Below are 23015 nucleotides of genomic sequence, written 5' to 3'. Positions count from 1 at the left end.
CTCTCGGTAGATGCTATAATTTATAGCCGATGATTTAAGAGGGCGCTGATATACGCTCGCCAGCTCAGACCGAAAGACGTAGAGACGACTAATTGATGGAAGCTTGGCAAACCCCACAAACTAATTTAACCGACATTCCGATCGCCGATGAACTGTCTCGCCGCATCCCTCGATCGCACGATCAAAAAGCAGAAAACCGAGCGCTGCAAACGCTTGCCCGAGAACTGGCAACCTCACCCCACAGGCTGCTCAAAACACTGGTTGCGATCGCTAAAGATTTGTGCGGCGCAGGAAGTGTGGGAGTCTGCTTACTAGAAGAAAATTCCAGTTCCGAACAAATATTTCGGTGGGTGGCATTGGCGGGCTCGTGGGAAGCCACAGAAGATACAAACACACCCCGCAAATTGCGTTTGTCGGGAGCAGGTTTCGATCACCAAACTCCACAGCTTTACTTCGCTCCCGAAGAATATTTTACCGACCTGCAACAGCTAGAATTGCCGATCGCCGAAGCGTTAGTTTTGCCACTGCAAGTAGAAAATCAATCGCTGGGGGCAATATGGATTGTATCTCACGATGCCGATCGGCAATTCGATGCCGAAGACTTGCGGATCGGGCTCGCACTAGCAGACTTTGCCGTTGCCGGCATACAAATCGATCGCGCCAATCAAACCAAAGAAGCTTTGCGAGAAAGCGAAGAACGCTGGCAGCTAGCCTTGCAGGGCAACAACGACGGCATTTGGGATCACAACCTGCAAACAAATTGCTCTGTAGTGAGCGATCGCTTTTTAGAGATTTGGGAACGTGGGCCCGAAGAAGTCAAAAACTTCAGCCAATATTTGAGCTACATTCATCCCGATGATGTGGAGATAATGCAAAGCAATTGGCAGCAGCACTTGCATCGAGAAACCTCAAATTACTGCTGCGAGTACCGCATCCGTTGTGGGGACGGGCGCTACAAATGGGTTTTAGCCAGAGGGCGAGCAATTTGGGACGAATCAGGCAATCCCGTGCGCGCCGTGGGTTCCCTCACAGATATCAGCGATCGCAAACAAACTGAAATTGCCTTAAAACAAAGCGAAGAACGTTTGAGCGTCGCCATCGAAGGCTCAGGCATGGCAACCTGGGATTTTGACGTGCGAACAAATCGACTAATTTGGTCGGCGACCCATTTCAGCATTTTGGGCTGCGAACCAGTACCGGGCGGCGAAGCAAGCGTGGCTGTGTGGAAAAACTGCGTGCATCCAGACGACTTAAAGCAAGTCATGGAGGCAGTCAAAACAGCTCGGGAAACAGGATCGCTCTACTCCATCGAATACCGCATCATCCGGGCAGACACACGAGAAATCCGCTGGTTGAGCGTGTTCGGGCGCTATCTCTACGACGAGTCAGGCGAAGCAGTGCGGTTTATCGGAGTATTATTTGATGCCACCGATCGCAAAATGGCCGAACTCGCCTTGCAAGAAAGCAACAACCGCTTTCAGTTAGCTACAAGGGCGATCGACGGCATGGTGTTTGAGTGGGATTTGGCATCGAACTCAGTTTACCGTTCCGAGGGACTCTCCTCGATCGTCGGTGTCCACCCAGAGGATGCACCCGCCACACCAGAGTGGTGGAGAGAACGCATCGATCCCGTCGATGTGGCGCGCCTCCAGCCCACGCGGGAATCACTCTTGACTACTGGCGATCGCTACCAAGTCGAGTACCGAGTTCGGCACGAAGACGGGCGCTGGATCGACGTTTGGGAACGCGCCTGTTTGATCCGCAACCAGCAAGGTGAAGTGACCAAAATAGTCGGCTTCACCAGCGACATTACCAAGCGCAAACAAACAGAAGCAGCACTGCGCGATCATGAAACCCACCTGCAGTTAATTCTCGACAGCGCCAAAGACTACGCCATCTTCACCCTCGACACCGATGGACACTTTACCACTTGGAACGCAGGCGCCCAGAGATTGCTGGGCTATACCGAAGCTGAAATCATCGGGCAGCACGGACGAATCATCTTCACCCCAGAAGACTCTGCAGCCGGAAAGCCGGAAACAGAAATGCACCTCGCGCTGACTCAGGGAAGAGGAGAAAACGAGCGCTGGCACGTCCGCAAAGATGGCAGCCGCATTTGGGGCAGCGGGCTGGTGATGCCCCTGCGCGACGAAACCGGCGAGGTGCACGGTTTCCTGAAAATCATGCAGGACAAAACCGAGCGCCGGCAAATAGAAGAAGCACTGCGGCAAAGCGAAAATCTCTACCGCACTCTCGCCGATGGCGTCCCGGAATTAATGTGGATCAACACCGCCGACGGCAGGTTAGAGTTTTGCAACCAACACTGGAAAAGCTACACGGGGATGATGCCAGAATTGCCGCTGGCTGCGCCGGTGCTGCAATTATTTTATCCTGAGGATCTGCCAGCAGTTGTCGGCAGGCGCACCAAGGCTATTGAAGCAGGGGAAGCCTACGAATTCGAGTGTCGGGTACGCAGGTTTGATGGTACTTACCGCTGGCATCTAGCGCGAATTGTGCCCGTCAAAGACAGGGGGGGACAGGTGGTGCAATGGGTCGGGATCGGGATTGATATTGACGATCGCAAACGAGCCGAAGAAAGCTTAGCAGAAAGCGATCGCCGCTTCCGCTTGCTGGCTGAGTCGCTGCCCCACCTGATTTGGAACGTAGACTCCGCCGGGGAAATTCGCTTTACCAATCAACACAAGTGGTTGGAATATCTGGGAATGTCTTACGAGGAAGCGGTTCAAAACAATTGGGAGTCCCTGGTGCCGGCGTCGGATTTGGCAGAATCTTGGGCCCGCTGGCAAGAATCTCTAATCACCGGAGAAGTTTATCAACTTGAGCTGCGTTTGCGGCGGGCAGCAGACCAAATGGAACGCTGGCATTTGTCCCGCGCCGTGCCAATTCGCGGCGCGGGGGGCGAAATTGTCGAGTGGATCGGCACAAACACCGATATTCACGATCGCAAACAAGCCCAACTCAACGAGCAGTTTCTCGCAGAGCTCGAAGTCCGCTTGCGGCAGAGATCCAACCCCGCAGAAATGTTGTGGGAAGCCATGAAGAGTCTGGGAGAATATTTAAAGGTCGATCGCTGCGTATGGCACGAAATGGATTTAGAAGCCAATCAGGCAATTGTCGAGCAAGACTGGCACCAGTCCGACCTTGCCAGCCTCGCTGGCATCTATAAAATCTCAGACTTTAAGATCCCAGAACTGAAAGCTCTCTCTATCGCAGGTCAAACAGTTGTCATCTCAGATATCGCTACTCACCCGCATACAGCGCATTTGGTCGATAACTACGGTGCCGTGTCGATTCGCGCTTTGATCGATGTTCCCTGCCTTCACGAAGGGCGGTGGGTGGCTCTTTTGGTGGTGACATCACAGGCTGTGCGACACTGGCGGCCCGATGAAGTTTCGCTGATGCAAGAAGTGGTGGCTCGCCTCTGGACGGTAATCCTGCACGCGCGAACCCTGCACGATCTGCACGAAAGCGAGGCTCGGTTCCGCGCTCTAGCGGACAACATCGCTCAGTTGGCCTGGATGACAGATGAAACCGGCTGGATTTTCTGGTACAACCAGCGCTGGTTTGACTACACGGGCACCACCCTAGAGGAAATGCAGGGCTGGGGCTGGCAACAGGTGCACCACCCTGAACACCTCGATCGGGTGGTCGCAAAATTTAGGCGCTGCATTGAAAGAGGCGAAGCTTGGGAAGATACTTTCCCTTTGCGCGGCAAAGACGGATCGTACCGCTGGTTTCTCTCCCGCGCCGTGCCGATTCGCGACGAGCAAAACAAGCTGCTGCGCTGGTGTGGCACCAACACTGACATTACAGATCGCAAAGTTGCAGAAGCGGAACGGGAACGCCTTCTAGCGCGGGAAAAGGAGGCGCGGGAAGAAGCAGAACGGGCTAACCGCGTCAAAGACGAATTTTTGGCTGTTTTGTCCCACGAATTGCGGACTCCCTTAAACCCGATTCTGGGCTGGGCGAAGCTGCTTCAATCGAACGTTCTGACACCGGAAAAGCAGCGTTATGCCTTAGAGACGATCGAGCGCAATGCCAAACTGCAAACCCAGCTTATCGAAGATTTGCTGGATGTGTCGGGGATTTTGCAAGGCAAGGTCAGCTTGAATATTGCACCTGTGGATTTAACCGGGGTCATCAACGCTGCTATTGAAACGGTGCGTCTGGCGGCCCAAGTCAAGTCGATTCAAATCAGCACTCAATTTGCACCGCATCTCGGCCCGGTTTTGGGCGATGCGGGCCGACTTCAGCAGGTAGTCTGGAATTTGCTGTCAAATGCCGTCAAGTTCACCCCGCCGGGAGGCAAAATCGAAGTCGTTCTCGATCGGGTGGACACGAAAGCCCAAATTACTGTAACTGATACGGGAAAAGGTATCGAACCTGATTTTCTACCCTATATATTCGACTACTTCCGGCAAGCTGACAGCACGATGACGCGCAAGTTTGGCGGATTGGGTTTAGGATTGGCGATCGTCCGCCATCTCGTCGAACTCCACGGCGGCAGGGTAAAATCCGACAGTCCCGGCGAAGGAAAAGGTGCAACCTTGACCGTGTGGATACCCCTGATGCCGGTGCAACCTCAGACAAGTCCTGCGGCGATTGCGCCGGAGCAATCCTTCAATTTGAGCGGTATCAAGGTGTTAGCGGTGGATGATGATGCCGATGCGCGAGATTTGGTGGTTTTTCTGCTTGAGGATTGTGGGGCAAGGGTTACAGCCGTTTCTAACGCCGCCGATGCTTTGGCGGTTTTAACCGAGTCTGTGCCGGATTTGCTGTTGAGCGATATTGGAATGCCCGACACTGACGGTTATATGTTGATGCGACAGGTTCGGGCTCTGGCGCCTGACAAAGGGGGACTGGTGAGGGCGATCGCCCTCACGGCTTATGCTGGAGAAATTGACTATCAGCAGGCCCTGGCTGCGGGGTTCCAGCGCCACATTTGTAAGCCTTTAGACCCCGACAAGTTGGTGCAGGCGATTTGGGAGGTACTCGATCGTTCTGGGTAAAATATTTTTTAAGGTCTTTTTGTGTGTGAAAAGTCTTTATTTAATGAACCGCGAAGACGCGAAGAACGCGAAGGAAGAAGGGAAGAAGAAAGGAAGAAGTTAATAATTTCAAGTTCGGTTATATCTGAGATATTGCACCATTCTCAATAATGATTTTATTGACTGGCTACGAGCAACGGCCCACCAGAAAATTCACTTTTTGTGGAACAGGGCGGAAAGCCTGTTCATCAAAATGGTGCAATAGGGCAGATGTAAGCAATTTAACCTGTCCGGCGATCGCGCATCATCTCCAATAAAAAAACCTCACCGATGGAGGTTTTTTGATGCTTATTCGCGATCGTCGGACAGGTTAAAACATCCTGTCCCTGCAGAATGGCCACAGCACTAAGACTCAATTCTTAGCGGTAGTCAGTGCGTGCAGCGGGTTCGCGATCGCCTGTTGTAGTGGTATAGCGGACATTTTCTTCGCGTTTTTTGGGAATCAAACCCAACAAGCCAGACAAGCCGAGCAATCCCAACCATCCCCAATCAAAATCGCGATCGGTTTCAGCATTGTAGACATCGGAACCAGGAGTTGTGGTGGTGGTGGTAGTGCCGGTAGTACCGCCAGTTGTACCGCCAGTTGTATCTGTCTGAGCTGAAGCAGGCAGATGAGCTGGTGCTATGGCTAAACCAGCAGCTATAATACCTGCACCGATTGCTTTGGATAAATCAGAACGTTTCATAATTCAAATGCTCTCTGTTGGCTAAAATCTTTAACTATCCAAACTATATCGATTGTCTTTTAAAGTTAAATCCACCTCTAGCGGTAAAGATTGTTATGTTCCACGTATAACTAGAGATTGATACCAAATTTTTAGCAGTCGTAAAAAAATAAAAATTGCTCGCGGAGGCACTCCGGCACTAGAAATCGCGGGTCTGACACCTCACCCGGTTGTGAGGCACTCCGGCACTCTCGACAACAGACAAGGTGTTGTTGACAAAAAAAGGTAAACTCAGATATTGCACAGACAACAGTTGGAACGCGATCGACGGAGATCAAAACTTTTGGGTATAGAGTTACGGAGCTACGTATTTCTAGACAACTTGCAGCCACAGCACGCAGCATACATCGGCACCATCGCCGCCGGATTCTTGCCGCTGCCGGGGGATGCGTCGCTGTGGATAGAAATCTCCCCCGGTATCGAAATTAACCGAATTACTGATGTCGCCCTCAAATCTGCCTCCGTACGCCCGGGAGTGCAGATAGTCGAACGCTTGTACGGCCTTCTGGAAGTACACTCGGGCCAGCAGGGGGAAACGCGGGCCGCAGGCAAAGCAATTCTAGAATTCATGGGGGTCCGCAGAGAAGAAGGTATCAAACCGCGAGTGATTTCCAGTCAAATTATTCGCAACATTGACCCCCACCAAACACAATTAATCAACCGCACCCGCCGCGGACAATTGCTGTTGGCGGGACAAACGCTTTACGTCTTAGAAGTAGAACCGGCTGCTTATGCAGCGCTGGCGGCCAATGAAGCAGAAAAAGGCGCATCTATTAACATCTTAGAGGTTCAGGCTGTAGGCAGTTTTGGACGGCTTTACCTCGGCGGCGCAGAACGAGATATTATAGCAGGTTCCCAGGCAGCAATTGCGGCGGTGGAAAACGTGACGGGTCGAGAACATCCAGCAATTTTTGGTCGCAAGGAATAGCTGTTAAAGGAGATGTAATTATTATGGCAAACACACAGCATTTATCGCTGTTAAAAAAAGGTGCAGTTACTTGGATTGAATGGAGAAGTCTCAACCCAAATATAGAACCGGATTTCAGCGAAGCTAACCTCGCCGAAGCAAATCTCAGAGGTGCACATCTTTGGCGGTCTAACCTTTTTAAAGCAGACTTGTTTAAGGCTAAATTAATTGCGGCAAACCTCGCCGAATCCAACCTCAGTTTAGCAAATCTTGCCGGAGCGCAACTGCTCGAAACTAATTTAATTAAAGCTAATTTAACTGGAACCAACCTCCAAGCGGCTGACCTCACAGGATCTGATTTGAGCGGTGCTAATTTAATTGGGGCGGACATAAGCGGTGCCAATCTCCAACAAACCGATTTTGGAGATGCGAATTTAATCGGTGCGGTGATGTTTCGAGCTAATGCGATGGGCGCAAACTTCAACTGTGCTAATCTCAGTCAAGCAAATCTCCCTCAAGCCGAATTGATTGAAGCACATTGTTATGCAGCCAATTTCTCTAAAGCTAACCTGGGGGAAGCTCACTTCACAGGAGCATATCTTTTCAGGGCAAATCTCTGTTTTGCAGAGTTGAGCGCTGCCGATTTACGATGGGCAAACCTCGGCAAAGCTGATTTGAGAGGGGCGAATTTGACCGGGGCAAATCTCAGGGGAGCGAACTTGGCGGGAGCTAATCTGGGCGAAGCTATTTTGAAAAGAACAATCATGCCTGACGGCAACATTGTTCCATAAATATTGGATAATATTTATTCCTGTAAAATAACCGCGATAGTTACAAAAATCCTATGGCGCGTTTACCGAAAGGATTGCCAAAAAGTAAAGTTTTGGGGCGGGTTGAGACTTTCTCTGTAATACAAATCCGAGATTTAGTAAACCCGCCGCGGCTCAAAACTCGCAACTGTCGATCGATTAATTTTTGCCTGCGGGTGATACTTGATAAAGTCCTCTAACGGGACCTGGATCAGTCGGTGAACCTTCCTGCTGTGTTGGAAGTGTAAACTGATCTTGGAGTCCGGCGGGAATGGGGAAACAGCCGCTCGGTTGAGGTGCTAGCTGGCAAGCAGGAGGCAGTGCCATGATTGAGGCATCGAAGGGATTAACTGCATCTGGGACGCGGAGAATCGGGTCGCTGGAAACTTGCCGCTGCATTACTCGTCTGTAGAAGCCGTTGATGCGGCTGGCATCCCTCTCGATTTCTTTTTCGGGAAAGGCAACGACGCCGCTGGGGGAACCGAGGCCTACATAGTCGCCAAAGTAACCTTGCAAGCTGACGTTGTGGTAAAAGTCTCCTGAAGCTTCAAAAAATTGTCGGTTGAAGTCGTCGGCAATTGGGTGAAATCGCTCTGTTTGTGCTTGAGCTGGTTTGACGGATGCCAGCGCGGCAGAGGCGACAGCGAGAATCAACGCGCCGCTCAGGCTTTTTAACTTTTGACTCATATATTTGGGCCTCCTTAATTAATTCCGATTCCACTATAAACTGATTATCGGCGGATTATTTGTGTTTTTTACACGGTGTGAGTTATGAATGCTGCGGATTTAAAAGTGTTGCGCGATCGACTTCTCGATTTGTTGTGCGAGTTTGCCTATCGCGAAGGTGATTTTGTGCTGTCTTCAGGGCAGAAAAGTTCTTATTACATTAACTGCAAACCGGTGACGCTGCACGCTGAAGGTGCTTTGGCAACGGGACGTGTGCTGTTGTCGATGCTGTCGTCGGATGTGCAAGCTGTGGGCGGTTTGACTTTGGGTGCTGACCCGATTGTAACTGCGGTGAGTGTGGTTTCGGCTCTGGAAGGTCGATCGATTCCGGCGCTAATTGTCAGAAAGGAGACGAAGGGACACGGGACAATGGCGTACATTGAGGGGCCGCTGTTGCCAGAGGGGACGAATGTGGCGGTTTTGGAGGATGTGGTGACGACGGGTAAGTCGGCGATGCAGGCGGTGGAAAGGTTGCGGGCGGCGGGTTATAAAGTCGATCGCGTGTTGTCGCTGATTGACAGAGAGCAAGGTGGTGCGGAGTTTTATCGCTCTGTTGGATTGGACTTTGAAACAGTTTTTACGATTAAGGATCTTCAAAAGTGGATGGCTAGCAAAAAATAGGCAAAAGTGCGATCGCCAGCCTCCTCCCCAGAAGAATCGCGTCAACGGCCGCCGAACATTTAATAGCGCGAAGGGGGGGCGATCTCATCAAACTCACAGCACTTAATATCACACACAACCAAAAATGTCAACTCCAAATTACAGAAGAACAGTTGAAGAAATCCGTGAGTTAGCTTCTATGTTTTGGCCTTCCGACTTATCTCAAAAGGAAGCAGAACTCAGTGTCATACCAAAATTGATAGAAACTCAAGAGCAATTTATTGCTATTCTTAGCGTCCCTGTTTCGGAGTTAAACGGATTATTTCAAATAGTAGAAGCTTCTACACTTTCTGCAAATATGTTCCTGAAGCATTTAATTGTACTGGCGGACTTTGGGGGAGAAATGATAAAAAGAGTGAATAGTCAGTTTAATTCTATGTTTCCATTAAAGAGATTAGATTACCTTTGGAACCTGCAAACTTACTCTTATCAATTCACTTTTCTACCAGCATCAGGTCAACTAACCAATAATAAACTAGGGATTGACGGTAAAAAAATACTCCAAAATCAATCTCTCTCTTTGGCACATAAAGATTTAATAGCAATTCTTTTGTTCGGCGCTAGTTCACTGAATGAAAAAAGCGCTGAGGTTCTAGCTAAATGTGAAATTGGTAATTACTTAGGTCAACCCGATAAATTAAATAAGTTTATTAAACAACGATATATCTGGGTTAGCCGCATAACCTCTGGGTCACAAGCCAATACTTTAGGTCAAATCGCTCAAAACTTTGTCAAAGAATACTTACAAGAAAATTTAGGGGTTAGAGATATAGATATTAGACCTAACGGTCATTTACCCGGCGTTAGACATACTGACCAAGAAAGCGAAAAAGGACTAACAACATTTGATCTGGTTCTTTCTAAAGAAGATAAGTTTGTTGCAATAGAGATTAGCTTTCAGGTAACAACAAATAGTGTAATTGAACGTAAAGCTGGACAAGCAAGAGCTAGATTTGAGCAGATTGAAAATGCCGGTTATAAAATGGCTTATGTCATTGATGGCGTTGGTAACTTTGAGAGGAAAAATGCAATCAGAACCTTGTGTACGTATAGTGATTGCACTGTTGCATTTTCCCACAATGAACTTAATGTACTTTGCGATTTTTTGAGGGATTATTTTGTGCCTAACAATGAGTAAAGAGATGGTATACTGAAGAAATGGTGTTAAAATCTAAACTAACTAAAATTATTATGCCAAAAATCCGTTTTATTGACTTATTCTCAGGAATAGGCGGCATGAGATTAGCCTTTGAATCCGCCGCTCGTTCCTTGAATCTGCAAACAGAATGCGTATTAAGCAGCGAAATCAATTCCGACGCTCAGTTAGTTTACCAGAAAAACTTTGCCGACACACCTTTAGGCGACATCCGATTAATTGACAAACTGCCTGAACATGAAATTTTACTAGCGGGATTTCCTTGTCAGTCTTTCTCCTATGCGGGCAAAAAAGAGGGCTTTGGAGACACCAGAGGCACCCTATTTTTTGAGATTGCAAGGTTAATTGATACCTTTAAACCTCAAGCATTTATTTTCGAGAACGTGCGGGGGCTTGTCAGCCACGACGGCGGCAGAACCCTCGAAACTATTAAGAGCGAAATCAAAAGCCGAGGTTACAGCTTCGATTATTTTTTGCTCAACAGCTCTAACTTTAGCTTACCTCAGAACCGTGTCCGAGTTTACCTAGTAGGAATTTTAAATGCTTCGCCCCAATTTGGCTTAATTTCTGACTTAGGCCCAAAAGATTCGCATTCCTCTAGTCATCAACAGCTATCGTTCTTTTCCCCGTTAAGTCAACCTGTCACAGTTGCAGATATTTTGGAAGACAATCCAGATCCAAAATATGATTGTTCGCCAGAATTTGTTAATGCCTTGAAACAAATAGTTAACAATGATTTCAGTCGCTTGCACGGTAGGCGGCTAATTGACTATCGCGGTGGCAATTCGATTCATTCTTGGGAACTAGGTTTGCGAGGCGAGTGCAGTTTAGACGAAATTGAATTAATGAATCTTTTTATTTTGAAAAGGCGCAATAAAGAATTTGGATCAGACCAAGATGGCAAGCTATTAACTAAAGAGCAAATAGCTACTTTTTTTGCTCATCCCAATCTCGATGAAATGCTGGATTCCTTGGTAACAAAAAAGTACCTGCAACGGAACAACAATCAGTACAAACCTGTATCCGGTAACTTTTCCTTTGAAGTCTATAAATTTCTCGATCCGCAAAAAATTTCTGTAACAATTGTTGCCAGTGATGCTAATAGATTAGGAGTTTACTATCATAACCGAGTCCGCAGGATTACTCCCCGCGAAGCAGCACGGTTACAAGGTTTTTCCGATAGTTTTATTCTGCATCCTAATGATGATAAAGCTTATCATCAACTGGGTAATAGTGTAAGTATTAATGTAGTTAAAGCTGTTGCTCTCGAAGTTATCCAGAATGTTTTGTGCTCTACCAAACAAAAAGTTAGCGCCTGGTGAATTGGGAAGGGTGGGCGGAGTGTTTCCGCCCACCCTAGCAACTAGCTTTGCGCTACAGGTTCCTTAGCCAAAAACTTCTCTAATTCCGTCAAAGCATCAGCATCAACCTTAGATCGCTGTTTTATTGGGTGGGATTAGAAACTAGGTCCGCTCTAATTTTATTATCAAAATCAGCTCAGGTACTTGGAGGACAAGGGAAAATAAAGTTGTCCGCGCTAGACAAGCGCAAGCTTTCAGGTTCAGAATCTCTACCAATCGGCAGATTTTAGCAGAGCGAAATTATAACCTGAGTGAGATATTAACTACAGAAGATTGTTTTAATATGTTAGATGACGACGCAAGGAGAAGCAGTAATGATTTTACCTGCATCTATTAAAGATAAATGGAAAAAACTGGCAACAGCCTTTATTTTTCCTCTGACACTAATTGGTGTTGGGATTCAGCAACAACCGATTCAAGCACAACAAAATCCATCTAAGACTAATGTTGCTGCTTTGCCAGATGGTATTTACCTCTACGGAGATTCGCCACAGCCCAACCAAGTTCTTCAAAACTACATTGTGTTTCAACGCCAGAACGATCGGGTGGTTGGTGCAATATACGCGCCGCGATCGGACTTTGCGTGCTTCACTGGTAAAATTCAGGGAAATACACTCTACGGGAAAACAATGTCAGGCGGACAAATTCAAAAAGTTGAAGTCAATACTCAGCTAACAAATTTGCATTCTATTCGCACAATTAGCTCAAACGATCGGCGCATTCTTTCAACGTGCCAACAGACAGCGCAAGTTAATAACATATCCAGGTAAATCTTTTACTGAGATCACAGGGTGCATTAGGCTGGCGGTGTGTTACACTGCGTTAACACACGCTACGAATTGAAAATTTCTGGTTAGCAGGCAGAGCCTGGTAATAAATATCTAGAGGCTAGGCCTCGATTGAAAAATAGTCCAAAATATGAGCTTTTACCGCCAACTTAATGGTCTTGAAAACCATCCGTTTTATTGACTTATTCTCAGGAATAGGCGGCATGAGATTAGCGTTTGAATCGGCCGCTCGTTCCTTGAATCTGCAAACGGGATGGCTCTTAAGCAGCGAAATAAATCCCGATGCTCAGTTAGTTTACCCATACAGGCTAGGCGACTAATTGACTATCGCGGTGGCACTTGTATTCATTCTTGGGAACTGGGTTTGCGAGGCGAGTGCAGTTTAGACGAAATTGAGTTGATGAAGAGTTTTATATTGAAAAGGTGAAATAAATAATTTGGGCCTGACCCAGATGGCAAGCTATTAACTAAAGAGCAAATAGCTACTTTTTTTGCTCATCCCAATCGCGATAAAAAAATTCTGGATTTCTTGGTAATAAAAAAGTACCTGCAAGGGAACATCGCAATTCTCCTTTTCGGAAACTCCTTTTAATATAACCAAAACTATGGTGCTGATGGCGCACCATAGTTTTGGGCGGGCAGGATGCCCGCCCCACAAGAAACGAAACAGCTTTACGATTAAGTAAGGTGGGCAATGCCCACCCTACGAATTAATCCAATTAGCTTTGGGCTACAGGTTCCTTAGCCAAAAACTTCTCTAATTCCGTCAAAGCATCAGCATCAACCTTAGTCTGCATCGGACAGAACTTAGGCCCGCACATCGAACAGAATTCAGCAGTTTTGTAGATATCCGCCGGCAAAGTTTCGTCGTGATATTCCTTTGCGCGTTCTGGATCTAATGACAGCTCAAATTGACGGTTCCAATCGAAATTGTAACGCGCTTTCGAGAGTTCATCATCGCGATCGCGCGCACCCGGACGACCCCGTGCAATATCTGCAGCGTGAGCCGCGATTTTGTAAGCAATCAGCCCGTTTCTGACATCCTCAGCATTCGGCAATCCTAAGTGTTCCTTCGGCGTCACGTAACACAGCATTGCAGTACCGTACCAGCCAGCCATCGCCGCCCCAATTGCTGAGGTAATGTGGTCGTATCCAGGCGCAATATCTGTCACCAACGGCCCCAAAACATAGAAGGGTGCTTCGGAACATTCCTCCATTTGTTTCTTGACATTAAACTCAATTTGATCCATCGGAACGTGACCAGGGCCTTCCACCATTACCTGCACGTCATGTTCCCAAGCTTTGCGAGTTAATTGTCCCAAAGTTTTGAGTTCAGCTAATTGAGCTTCATCCGACGCATCGTGAGTGCAACCGGGGCGTAAAGAATCTCCCAAACTAAACGAAACATCGTATTTTTTGAAGATTTCAATGATGTCGTTAAAGTGAGTGTAGAGGGGATTTTGTTTGTGGTGATGCAGCATCCACCGCGCCAAAATTCCGCCGCCGCGAGAGACAATTCCAGTTAGCCGATTTTTCACCAACGGCAAATGCTCAATCAAAATTCCGGCGTGAATTGTTTGGTAATCAACACCTTGTTGAGCGTGTTTGTCAATGATGTGAAGAAAGTCATTCGGCGTCAGACTTTCCATATTACCATGAACGCTTTCTAAAGCTTGGTAAATTGGTACAGTACCGATCGGCACTGGTGAAGCTTTGATAATCGTAGTGCGAATTTCATCCAAATTGCCGCCGCCGGTGGACAAGTCCATCACGGTATCAGCGCCGTATTTAACTGCTAGTTTAAGCTTGTCAACTTCTTCTTCCATATTGGAAGAGTTGGGAGATGCACCGATATTAGCATTGACTTTGCATTTAGATGCAATGCCGATCGCCATCGGTTCCAAATTCGGGTGATTGATGTTAGCGGGAATAATCATCCGTCCCCGTGCTACTTCGGCGCGGATCAGTTCTGGCGGGAGATTTTCTCGCTTAGCAACAAAGTGCATTTCCTCAGTAATTACACCTTGACGGGCGTAGTGCATTTGAGATACATTGGTGTGCCCGCTACGCTTAGCGATCCATTCGGTACGCATATCTTATGTCCTTGATAAACAGCTTCCCTCCGCTGGTATTACCCAGACTCAGGTTCTAAGGGTGTTTTCTCAGCCCGGATATTCGGGCACCCCTAGCTAAGCTGTTGATTGTATCACCGATTTCTGTGCGCGACGGCAGCCACTAAGGAAATCTTAATATTGGGATATAGATGAGGGGAGCGATCGCCATTTTGGGCCTTCTGATATTCCTGGTGTTTAAAAAGTGCGATCGTACCGCATTTAAGAATATAAAAACAATCACACCTCATCAGGATTAATCCCCATTTCGCGCAATTTTGCTGCTAGGCGATCGGCGCGTTGTTTTTCTTCCTCTGCGCGAAGGCTTTCTCGTTCGGCCCGCAGGTGTTCTTCTGCCGCACGTTCCTCTCCAATTAACAGCAAATTCCCTTCACTATCCCACCAACGCAACCAAGGTAAATTCATCTCATCATATTCACCTTGCCAAATTCCCAACTCAACTCCAAGCTGAGGAATCGGATAGCGACCGCGCTCATTTACACTCATTCGCTGATAGCAATTGTCTTCTAAATGATACATTTCTACAGCGGCTTTTTTCACTTCATAAATGCCGTAGTAAGGCACGCGAATCGCCTGTTCGTAAACCCAAAAATTTCCCACCTTTTGTTCTTCGGCTTGACCGGGTTCGGGTGGCGGCGTTCTGTCTCGCTCTTCTGCACCGTTCCCAGACACAAATTCCAAAACAATCAGCGGTGCAACGTATTCTTTCCACAATACATAAGAACGTCGCACCTCACCATTTAAGAGTGGGGGAACATTCGGCACATAAAACCAATCGGGCGCTTCCGCACCGCGTTCGAGAGGGTCAGTTAAACGCCAATAAATCCCGCAATCTTGACCGATGCGGTAGCGTCCGTCTGGATGAAGTCGTTGCAATATTGGTCGGAGTGAATCAGTGAGAATAATGCTTTGAGGAAGTTCTTGAAAGTTTTTCACAAAAGTACCGTCCGACTCTGGCAGTTCAGTGTGGTCTGGGAGATGCGTGACTTCCAATTCAAATGATTTGGCAATAGTCATAAAACTTGCGCTGATTTGAGGAATTAAACTTATTATAGTAGAAGGAAGAAGGAAGAATCGAAATTTTGCGAATTACAATCGCCCGCTAAATCAGTAAAATTTAATAATAGAAAAAAATCCTACTAACCCAATATAAAATCAACGCTCACTTCTAAATCGGGAAAAGCCAGCGGCGCAACTTGTTGACCGCGCCACAACTTGAGCATTAAACTATAACCGTTCGGGCCGGGCTGACGGTAGACTTCCAAACAATTTTCAACTAAATCTACCAGCCAAACTTCCTGAATGAGCGATCGCGCGTAAATGGATACTTTCACATCTCTGTCATAATCAACCGTACTATCTGAAACTTCCACTAGCAGCAAAACTTCAGCCGGTACTGGATGGGCTGTGGCGTAGTAATCAGCGCGAGGTTGCAGCAATACAACATCCGGTTGAGGTTCAGTGCGCTCACTCAACTGGATAGGGTCTTGGGCACCTATAATCGCACGTCTTCTCTCCAAATCCGAGAACACAGCGATCAGACGCTTAACAGAACTTGCGTGACGAGTACCAATTGCAGCCATTTTAACAATCTCTCCTTCTATGAGTTCTACCCGATCGCCCTCCGAGAGAATACCAACCTCAGTCATCAAATGATATTCTTTTACTGTAAATAACCGTTTTTGAAGCTGAACAGACATATAACTATTCTCCTTGTTTGCAGCTTACCTAAATTTAGCATAAAAAAAACCGCCCCAAACAGATGATGTACTTCCTTGTAGCTACTGAATCCTGCTGGTTCTGGCAATTCTTTCTCTAATTTCTCTACAGTTTCACGATTGATTATTATGGGTCTTCCCCAACGGGGTTTTTGGGATAATAATTCTTCCCTTCCCCCTTGACGATAGCTAGACAATCATCTTTCATTGTAGGCTAGGTACGATGTTTCCCGACGCGCACAGAAGAAGACGATACAGTTTGTACCGTTTGGGTTTTGGGCAAATACAGAGATTGCTGTTGTTATTGTCGGTGAGCATCTTTTTTAACTCGGAGCGAGAAGAGCTTTCAGTTCTGATTCTGTTTCCCCCATTTCAATCTTGACAACTCCTGACATTTTCGCTCTTTATCTTTGGGTAGTAACTCACAAAAATGACATCTACTAACTGTAGCACCCTTTTATAAAGTTGGTATAATTCCTGAAACTCATTTGAAGCTTTGTGAATTTATTTTTTTTAAGACTATTATTTTTTCACTGATTGATACAAAAATATAATTAAATGATATCGGTTTGAGCGCAATCCGATGGAGCCCAGGAGAGTAAAAGCCAATAAATAAATTACACTTTATTAAAATTTAATATGTTTTAATATTTTTAGTGCAGCCTAGATAGATCAGCATAGTTCCCTAAAAGCAAGCATAGCCTTTATAACAAAGTAAACTTTTGGTCGTAGAAAAAGCCTTTCTGACTCGCTGCCCTTGGCTCCTCTAGGCTTTGTAGAAAAGTCCCGGCAAAAATTGGGCTAACTTTTGTTGAGTAAATTACTATGTTACAATCAGCACTAACAATAATTAAGTTTTAAAATCAGCCTTAACCTCTCGCTCACTTCCCTTGCGAACTGTAGAATAACAATGACTATCAACTTAGCTGGCTATCAATTCGTTGAAACCCTCCACAGCGGAATAAGAACTTCAGTCGATCGCGCTCGGAAGGATTCAGACTTTTCCAGCGTGATCGTCAAAAGGCTAAAGGCTGAGTATCCCACTCTTTCTGACATCACCCGCTTGCGACACGAATATCAAATCCTCCACAGCTTGAACGTAGAAGCGATTATCAAAGCCATTAGTTTAGAAAGCTATAAAAACGGCTTAGCACTGATATTAGAAGATTCCGGCTCCGAGTCTCTCAACGATTGGATGAAGGGTAAAAAACTCACAAGCATTCAATTTATTTCTTTGGGTCTCCAGCTTGTCTCTGCCTTAGCAGAAATTCATAAACATAACATTATTCATAAAGATGTAAAGCCACAAAATATTATCATCAACCCAGCCACTGAAAAAGTTAAAATTATTGATTTCAGCATCGCTTCGCGCCTGGAGCGAGAAAATTCGACTCTCAGCCATCCAGATTTGCTCGAAGGCACACTCGCCTATATGTCGCCAGAACAAACTGGCAGGATGAATCGGTCAATTGACTACCGCACTGATTTTTATTCACTAGGCGTTACCTTCTATGAAATGCTCACCGGCGAGTTGCCCTTTAATTCCACAGACCCGCTGGAATTGGTACACAGCCATATTGCCAAAACTCCCATTCCCCCTCACCAGCTAAATCCTGAAATCCCACCACAAATTTCAGCGATTGCGATGAAGTTATTAGCTAAAAATGCTGAAGACCGCTACCAAAGCACTGAAGGACTAAAATTTGACTTAGAAACTTGTTTAATCAAACTACAGGCTAGCGGATCTATTTCCAACTTTGTTGTTGGAAGTGCGGATAAAGCAGGGCAATTAAATATACCGCAAAAGCTCTACGGTCGCTACAAAGAAATTGAAAAAATTCTAGAAACTTTCGAGCGCGTTGCCAGTGGCACAACCGAATTACTGCTGGTTTCCGGTTATTCCGGGATAGGCAAAACAGTTTTGGTCAATGAAGTTCACAAACCCATTGTGCGGCAACGAGGCTATTTTATTGCGGGGAAATTTGACCAGTTCAAGCGCAATATTCCTTATGCTTCCCTGATTCAAGCATTCCAATCCTTAACTCAGCAACTTCTAACCGAAGGCGAAGTAGAAATCCAAACTTGGAAAGAAAAACTGTTATCCGCTTTAGGCGATAACGGACAAGTCATTATTGATGTTATCCCTGAAGTCGAATTAATTATTGGCAAACAGCCACCCGTACCTGAGCTAGGGGCAACTGAAGCTCAAAACCGTTTCAGCCGCGTCTTTAAACAATTCATTGGCGTATTTACGACTATTGACCATCCCTTAGTTATCTTCCTCGATGACTTGCAGTGGGCGGATTCGGCCTCGTTGAAATTAATTGAATTGCTAATAACTGATTCTGATAGCCAGTATTTATTGCTGATTGGGGCATATCGAGATAACGAAGTTTCTCCCACTCATCCGACTATTCAAACGATTGACAAGATTCGCCAAACTGGTGCGACCGTGAATAATATTGTCGTTCAACCATTACACCTGGTTCATGTCGAAGAATTAATTGCGGATACTTTAAATGAATCTGGCGGTTCGGAATCCCTGTCGGTAAAGACGCGAAATTTCGCGTCTCTACTTTTTAATAAAACGCAGGGCAATCCTTTCTTCATAAGTCAACTCCTCAAAACTCTCTATCAAGAAGATTTGTTGACTTATGATTTATATTCTGGCGTCTGGCAATGGAATATCGAGCAAATTCAAGCGATCGGCATCACCGATTACAATGTTGTCGAACTGATTGCTAGAAACATACGCAAATTACCCGAAGATACACAAAAAGTATTAAAATTTGCTGCTTGTATTGGCAACACTTTTAACTTAGAAGTTTTGGCGATTGTCAATCAGGAATCTTCCTTAGTCACGGCGGCGCAATTGTGGGCAGCACTTCAAGCTGGGTTGATTTTACCTTTGAGCAATGAATACAAAATTCCCCTCGTATTTAGTCAGGAAGAATCGGGCGGTTTTACCTTAACTGATGTGAAGGTTGACTACAAGTTTTTACATGACCGAGTGCAGCAAGCTGCCTATTCTTTGATTCCAGATGAGCAGAAAAAAGAGACCCACTTAAAAATCGGTCAACTGCTGCTGCAAAGTACAACGCCAGAAGACCGAAAAGAAAATATTTTCGCTTTAGTTAACCAACTCAATTATGGTACTGACTTACTTACCACTGAATCCCAAAAATATGAACTAGCCCAATTGAATCTGATTGCAGGTCAGAAAGCGAAAGCTGCTACAGCCCACGATTCCGCCGTCAAATATTTGCAAGTAGGTTTATCTCTGCTAGCGGTAGATAGCTGGGAGAATCGGTATGAACTGACATTAAGGCTGCATGAGCAAGCAGCAGAATCAGCATATTTGAGTGGTGATTTTGACGGAATGCAGAGATTCGTTGAGATAGTACAAAACTGCGCCAAAACGCTATTGGACATAGTAAAAGTGTACGAAGTCCAGATTCAAGCTTATATGGCGCAAAACAAGCTGCTCGAAGCATTGAATACGGGGCTGCAAGTCTTAAAGCAGTTGGAGGTAGAGTTTCCCGACTCGCCAAACCCATCTGATATTGGGCAGGCGCTGGGGGAAACAGCGGCAATTTTGAGCGGAACCCCAATTGAGGACTTAATCGATCTTCCTGAAATGACCGATCCTTATCAATTAGCAGCAATTAGGATTTTGTCAAGTATATTTTCTGCTTGCTATTCTGGGATGCCCGCACTGGTGCCTTTAACAGTGTGCAAACAGGTCGATTTATCCGTTCAATATGGCAATGCTTCTGTGTCTCCCTTTGCATATGCGGTATACAGTCTTCTTCTTTGCGGGGCGGTAGGAGATATTGAGCGGGGCTATGAGTTCGGCCAATTAGCTTTACGTCTAGTGTCAAAGTTAAATGCCAAAGAAATCGAAGTCAAGACTTGCCACTTAGTGTATGCTGCCGTTCAACATTGGAAAGAACACGTCCGGAATACCTTAGAGCCTTTCCTGTCGGCTTTCTCTACTGGGCTGGAAACTGGAGAGTTAGAATATGCTGGCTATGCCGTCATGGTGTGGAGTCATTACTCGTTTTTTGTTGGGAAGCAACTAATGCAACTGGAACAAGAGATAGCAACTTACACAGATGCAATTCATAAAATCAGCCAAGAAACAGCGCTTAACAATACAAAAATCTGTTGGCAAGCCGTCTTAAGCATGATGGGAAGAAGCGAAAATCTATGCCAGTTAAAGGGGGAAGTATACGACGAAGAGAAAATGCTGCCGCTACATCAGCAAACCAACAACCAACTGGCAATTCATTACTTATCTTTGCAAAAACTTGCGCTTTGTTATGTGTTTGATAATTACGCGGAAGCTTTAAAAAATATCCCTCAAGTAGAAAGTTCTTTCGGATCATCTACAGGGCAGCTAACTGTTGTTATCTTCTATTTCTACGATTCTCTTGTACGGCTAGCTGTGTATTCTGAAACTTCGCAGTCCGACCAACAGGACATTCTTAACCGAGTACAAGCTAATCAAGAGAAATTGCAAAACTGGGCGCATTATGCTCCCATGAATCATCTACATAAATTTTATCTAGTAGAGGCAGAAAAGCATCGGGTTTTAGGCGAAAAAGTAGAAGCAATGGAGATGTACGACAAAGCGATCGCTCTTGCTAAAGAAAACGAGTACATCAACGAAGAAGCACTAGCTCACGAACTCGCTGCTAAATTCTATTTTTGCTGGGGTAAAGAAAATATAGCCCGCACCTACATGACCGATGCTTATTATGCCTATATGCGCTGGGGAGCTTTAGCTAAAGTTAAACATCTAGAAAAAAAATACCCGCAATTAATAGCGCGATCGCCTGCATTCGCCGAAACCGCTTTCGACCCTACGATGACAATTGCTCCTTTGACCATTACAGGCGCTCAAACAGAGTTGCTAGACTTGGCAACTGTAATGAAAGCATCTCTTGCCATTTCTAGCGAAATTGTTCTACCTAACTTGCTCACCAAGTTAATGAAAATTTTGATAGAAAACGCAGGTGCTGAAACTGGATCGCTTATTCTCTCAAAAGAGGGTCAACTTGTTATAGAAGCGGCGGGGACTAAAGATCAAGTCCGAGTGCTGGAATCTTTACCAGTATCAACTTATGGGCAAGTGCCTATCTCGGTACTTAATTACGTCACCAGAACTCAGAAAGATGTCGTTTTAAATGATTCCAGTCGCGAGGAAATCTTTAACGCCGACCCCTACATTGCCCAACACAAACCAAAATCAATTTTGTGTGCGCCTATCCTATCTCAAGGTAAGTTAAGTGCAATCCTGTACCTAGAAAACAACGTGATTGCTGGCGCTTTCACGCCGAAGCGGGTAGAAGTGTTGCGGATGCTATCGGGACAAGCTGCGATCGCCTTAGAAAATGCCAACCTCTATCACACTTTAGAAGTCAAAGTAGAAGAGCGAACCGAGGAATTAAAAGCCAAAAATACGAGCCTAGAAGTAGAAATTCAAGAGCGACAGCGAGCCGAGCAAGCGGCCGAAGCCGCAAACCGCGCCAAGAGCCAATTTCTCGCCAACATGAGCCACGAACTTCGCACACCACTCAACGGCATTTTAGGTTATACCCAAATCCTCAAACGAGACATAGATTTAACCAGTCAGCAAATGTCTGGTATTAACATCATTCATCAGTGTGGCGAACACCTCCTAACTCTGATCAATGACGTTCTAGACCTCTCCAAAATCGAAGCCGGAAAAATGGAACTCTACCTCACCGAGTTTCACCTGTCAGACTTTCTCCAAGGTATTACTGAAATCTGCCAGATTCGCGCCCAACAGAAGGGAATCTCTTTGATTTACGAACCCCTAACTCAACTTCCCACTTGCGTCCAAGCCGATGAAAAAAGGTTGCGGCAAATTCTCATCAACTTACTCGGCAATGCCGTAAAATTCACCGAAAAAGGAGGCGTTAGCTTCAAAGTAGACAGAGTGGATACTCAGCAATCTTTCTCATCACCGATCGCCAATCCCCAATTCCTAACAGCAAAATTTATTTTCCAAGTAGAAGATACAGGCATTGGCATCGGCCCCGACGAACTCTCAAAAATATTTTTGCCCTTCGAGCAAGCCAGCGATTCAGTTCGCCAGATAGAGGGAACAGGATTAGGGCTGGCAATTAGTCGCCAATTAGTGGAAATGATGGGCGGCGAACTGAAAGTACAAAGCTCTTTAGGTAAAGGCAGTATTTTCTCCTTTGAGTTAGAGTTGCCTATTACCGAACGCTGGGAAGGGTATCAAAAAGAAACTGAAAAAATTATCAGGGGTTTCTCAGGCGATCGGCGGAAAATTTTAGTAGTTGACGATCGCTGGCAAAATCGCTCTGTCTTAGTTAATCTTTTAGCTCCTATCGGGTTTGAATTAATGGAGGCAACGGACGGTCAAGACTGCTTGAATAAAGCGCTGTTATTTCAACCCGACTGTATTATAATTGACTTAGTAATGCCAGTCATGGACGGCTTTGAAGCGGTGAGGCGGATCAGAAAAATCCCTCCATTGAAAGATGTCATCGCCATCGGAACTTCTGCTAGCATTTTATCCGGCGAACCCCACAGCATTTTCCAGGATGGTTGCAACGCTTTTCTCCTCAAACCAATTCGGGCAGAAAAGTTATTAGAATGCTTGGGCAACCATTTAGGTTTAGAATGGGTTTATGAGGAGCGAACAACTTTCCGTTCAGAAGGTATCTTCACCGATACCCCTTCCCAAATCCAAGACCAACAACTGATTGCTCCCCCTTCGGAAGAAGTTGCAGTTTTGTTAGATTTAGCGATGAAAGGTGAACTCCTCAGTATTGAGAAGCGAGCCAGCAAGCTGAAGGCAATAGATATGCGTTATGCACCTTTTGCCAATCAGTTACTTGAATTAACCAAAAACTTTGAAGAAGACAAATTAGTAGAATTTGTTCAACAGTTTAGATGAGGACTAAAA

General features: G+C 45.9%; 14 protein-coding genes and 1 riboswitch. Of the genes, 9 read left to right on the top strand and 5 right to left on the bottom strand.

Features of this window, described 5'->3' with window-relative positions:
- Positions 1 to 95 precede the first annotated feature (95 nt).
- Positions 96 to 5030, top strand: a complete 4935-nt coding sequence (locus D0A37_RS16870; protein ID WP_242716065.1) for a PAS domain-containing protein — start codon at positions 96 to 98, stop codon at positions 5028 to 5030.
- Positions 5031 to 5428: 398 nt separating this feature from the next.
- Here D0A37_RS16870 and D0A37_RS16865 read toward each other — a convergent pair whose 3' ends face one another.
- Positions 5429 to 5755: a WGxxGxxG family protein gene (locus tag D0A37_RS16865; protein WP_242716063.1), complete on the bottom strand. Its 327-nt coding sequence runs from the start codon at positions 5753 to 5755 to the stop codon at positions 5429 to 5431.
- Positions 5756 to 6077: 322 nt separating this feature from the next.
- On the opposite strand from D0A37_RS16865, the gene ccmP reads away from it, so the two are divergent.
- Positions 6078 to 6722 (top strand): beta-carboxysome protein CcmP, encoded by a 645-nt coding sequence (ccmP, locus tag D0A37_RS16860; RefSeq protein ID WP_242725575.1) that lies wholly within the window; start codon positions 6078 to 6080, stop codon positions 6720 to 6722.
- Positions 6723 to 6745: 23 nt separating this feature from the next.
- Entirely contained in the window at positions 6746 to 7492 is a 747-nt protein-coding gene (locus tag D0A37_RS16855) for a pentapeptide repeat-containing protein (protein WP_242716061.1), read from the top strand.
- 177 nt (positions 7493 to 7669) lie between these two features.
- Here D0A37_RS16855 and D0A37_RS16850 read toward each other — a convergent pair whose 3' ends face one another.
- Positions 7670 to 8197, bottom strand: coding sequence for a hypothetical protein (locus tag D0A37_RS16850; protein WP_242716060.1), 528 nt, complete (start codon positions 8195 to 8197; stop codon positions 7670 to 7672).
- 84 nt (positions 8198 to 8281) lie between these two features.
- Between D0A37_RS16850 and pyrE the strand changes: the two genes are divergently transcribed.
- From pyrE to D0A37_RS16825, 5 genes are all read left to right on the top strand, one after another.
- Positions 8282 to 8857 carry an orotate phosphoribosyltransferase gene (gene pyrE, locus D0A37_RS16845; protein WP_242716058.1) on the top strand — a complete coding sequence of 192 codons (576 nt, stop codon included), beginning with the start codon at positions 8282 to 8284 and terminating at the stop codon, positions 8855 to 8857.
- A gap of 124 nt (positions 8858 to 8981) precedes the next feature.
- Positions 8982 to 10034, top strand: coding sequence for a restriction endonuclease (locus D0A37_RS16840; protein ID WP_242716056.1), 1053 nt, complete (start codon positions 8982 to 8984; stop codon positions 10032 to 10034).
- A 98-nt stretch (positions 10035 to 10132) separates the two neighbouring features.
- On the top strand, positions 10133 to 11374 hold the full coding sequence (dcm, locus tag D0A37_RS16835; RefSeq protein ID WP_242716054.1) for a DNA (cytosine-5-)-methyltransferase: 1242 nt from the start codon (positions 10133 to 10135) through the stop codon (positions 11372 to 11374).
- Between the two features lie 329 nt (positions 11375 to 11703).
- The gene (locus D0A37_RS16830; RefSeq protein ID WP_242716052.1) at positions 11704 to 12183 is read left to right on the top strand and encodes a hypothetical protein; all 480 of its coding nucleotides are present in this window, start codon (positions 11704 to 11706) and stop codon (positions 12181 to 12183) included.
- Positions 12184 to 12404: 221 nt separating this feature from the next.
- On the top strand, positions 12405 to 12521 hold the full coding sequence (locus tag D0A37_RS16825; protein ID WP_242716050.1) for a hypothetical protein: 117 nt from the start codon (positions 12405 to 12407) through the stop codon (positions 12519 to 12521).
- 399 nt (positions 12522 to 12920) lie between these two features.
- Here the strand turns inward: D0A37_RS16825 and thiC are convergent, their stop codons facing one another.
- The 3 genes from thiC to D0A37_RS16810 form a co-directional block, all read right to left on the bottom strand.
- On the bottom strand, positions 12921 to 14294 hold the full coding sequence (gene thiC, locus D0A37_RS16820; protein WP_242716048.1) for a phosphomethylpyrimidine synthase ThiC: 1374 nt from the start codon (positions 14292 to 14294) through the stop codon (positions 12921 to 12923).
- 7 nt (positions 14295 to 14301) lie between these two features.
- Positions 14302 to 14398, bottom strand: a riboswitch (TPP riboswitch).
- Positions 14399 to 14552: 154 nt separating this feature from the next.
- The gene (locus tag D0A37_RS16815; RefSeq protein WP_242716046.1) at positions 14553 to 15350 is read right to left on the bottom strand and encodes a Uma2 family endonuclease; all 798 of its coding nucleotides are present in this window, start codon (positions 15348 to 15350) and stop codon (positions 14553 to 14555) included.
- Positions 15351 to 15472: 122 nt separating this feature from the next.
- Entirely contained in the window at positions 15473 to 16033 is a 561-nt protein-coding gene (locus D0A37_RS16810) for a Uma2 family endonuclease (RefSeq protein WP_242716044.1), read from the bottom strand.
- Positions 16034 to 16961: 928 nt separating this feature from the next.
- Between D0A37_RS16810 and D0A37_RS16805 the strand changes: the two genes are divergently transcribed.
- Positions 16962 to 23006, top strand: a complete 6045-nt coding sequence (locus D0A37_RS16805; protein WP_242716042.1) for a hybrid sensor histidine kinase/response regulator — start codon at positions 16962 to 16964, stop codon at positions 23004 to 23006.
- The last annotated feature ends 9 nt before the right edge of the window (positions 23007 to 23015 follow it).

The organism is Microcoleus vaginatus HSN003, assembly GCF_022701255.1.
GTDB classification, from domain to species: Bacteria; Cyanobacteriota; Cyanobacteriia; order Cyanobacteriales; family Microcoleaceae; genus Microcoleus; species Microcoleus vaginatus_B.
This window is presented reverse-complemented; position numbering and strand designations above follow the sequence as displayed.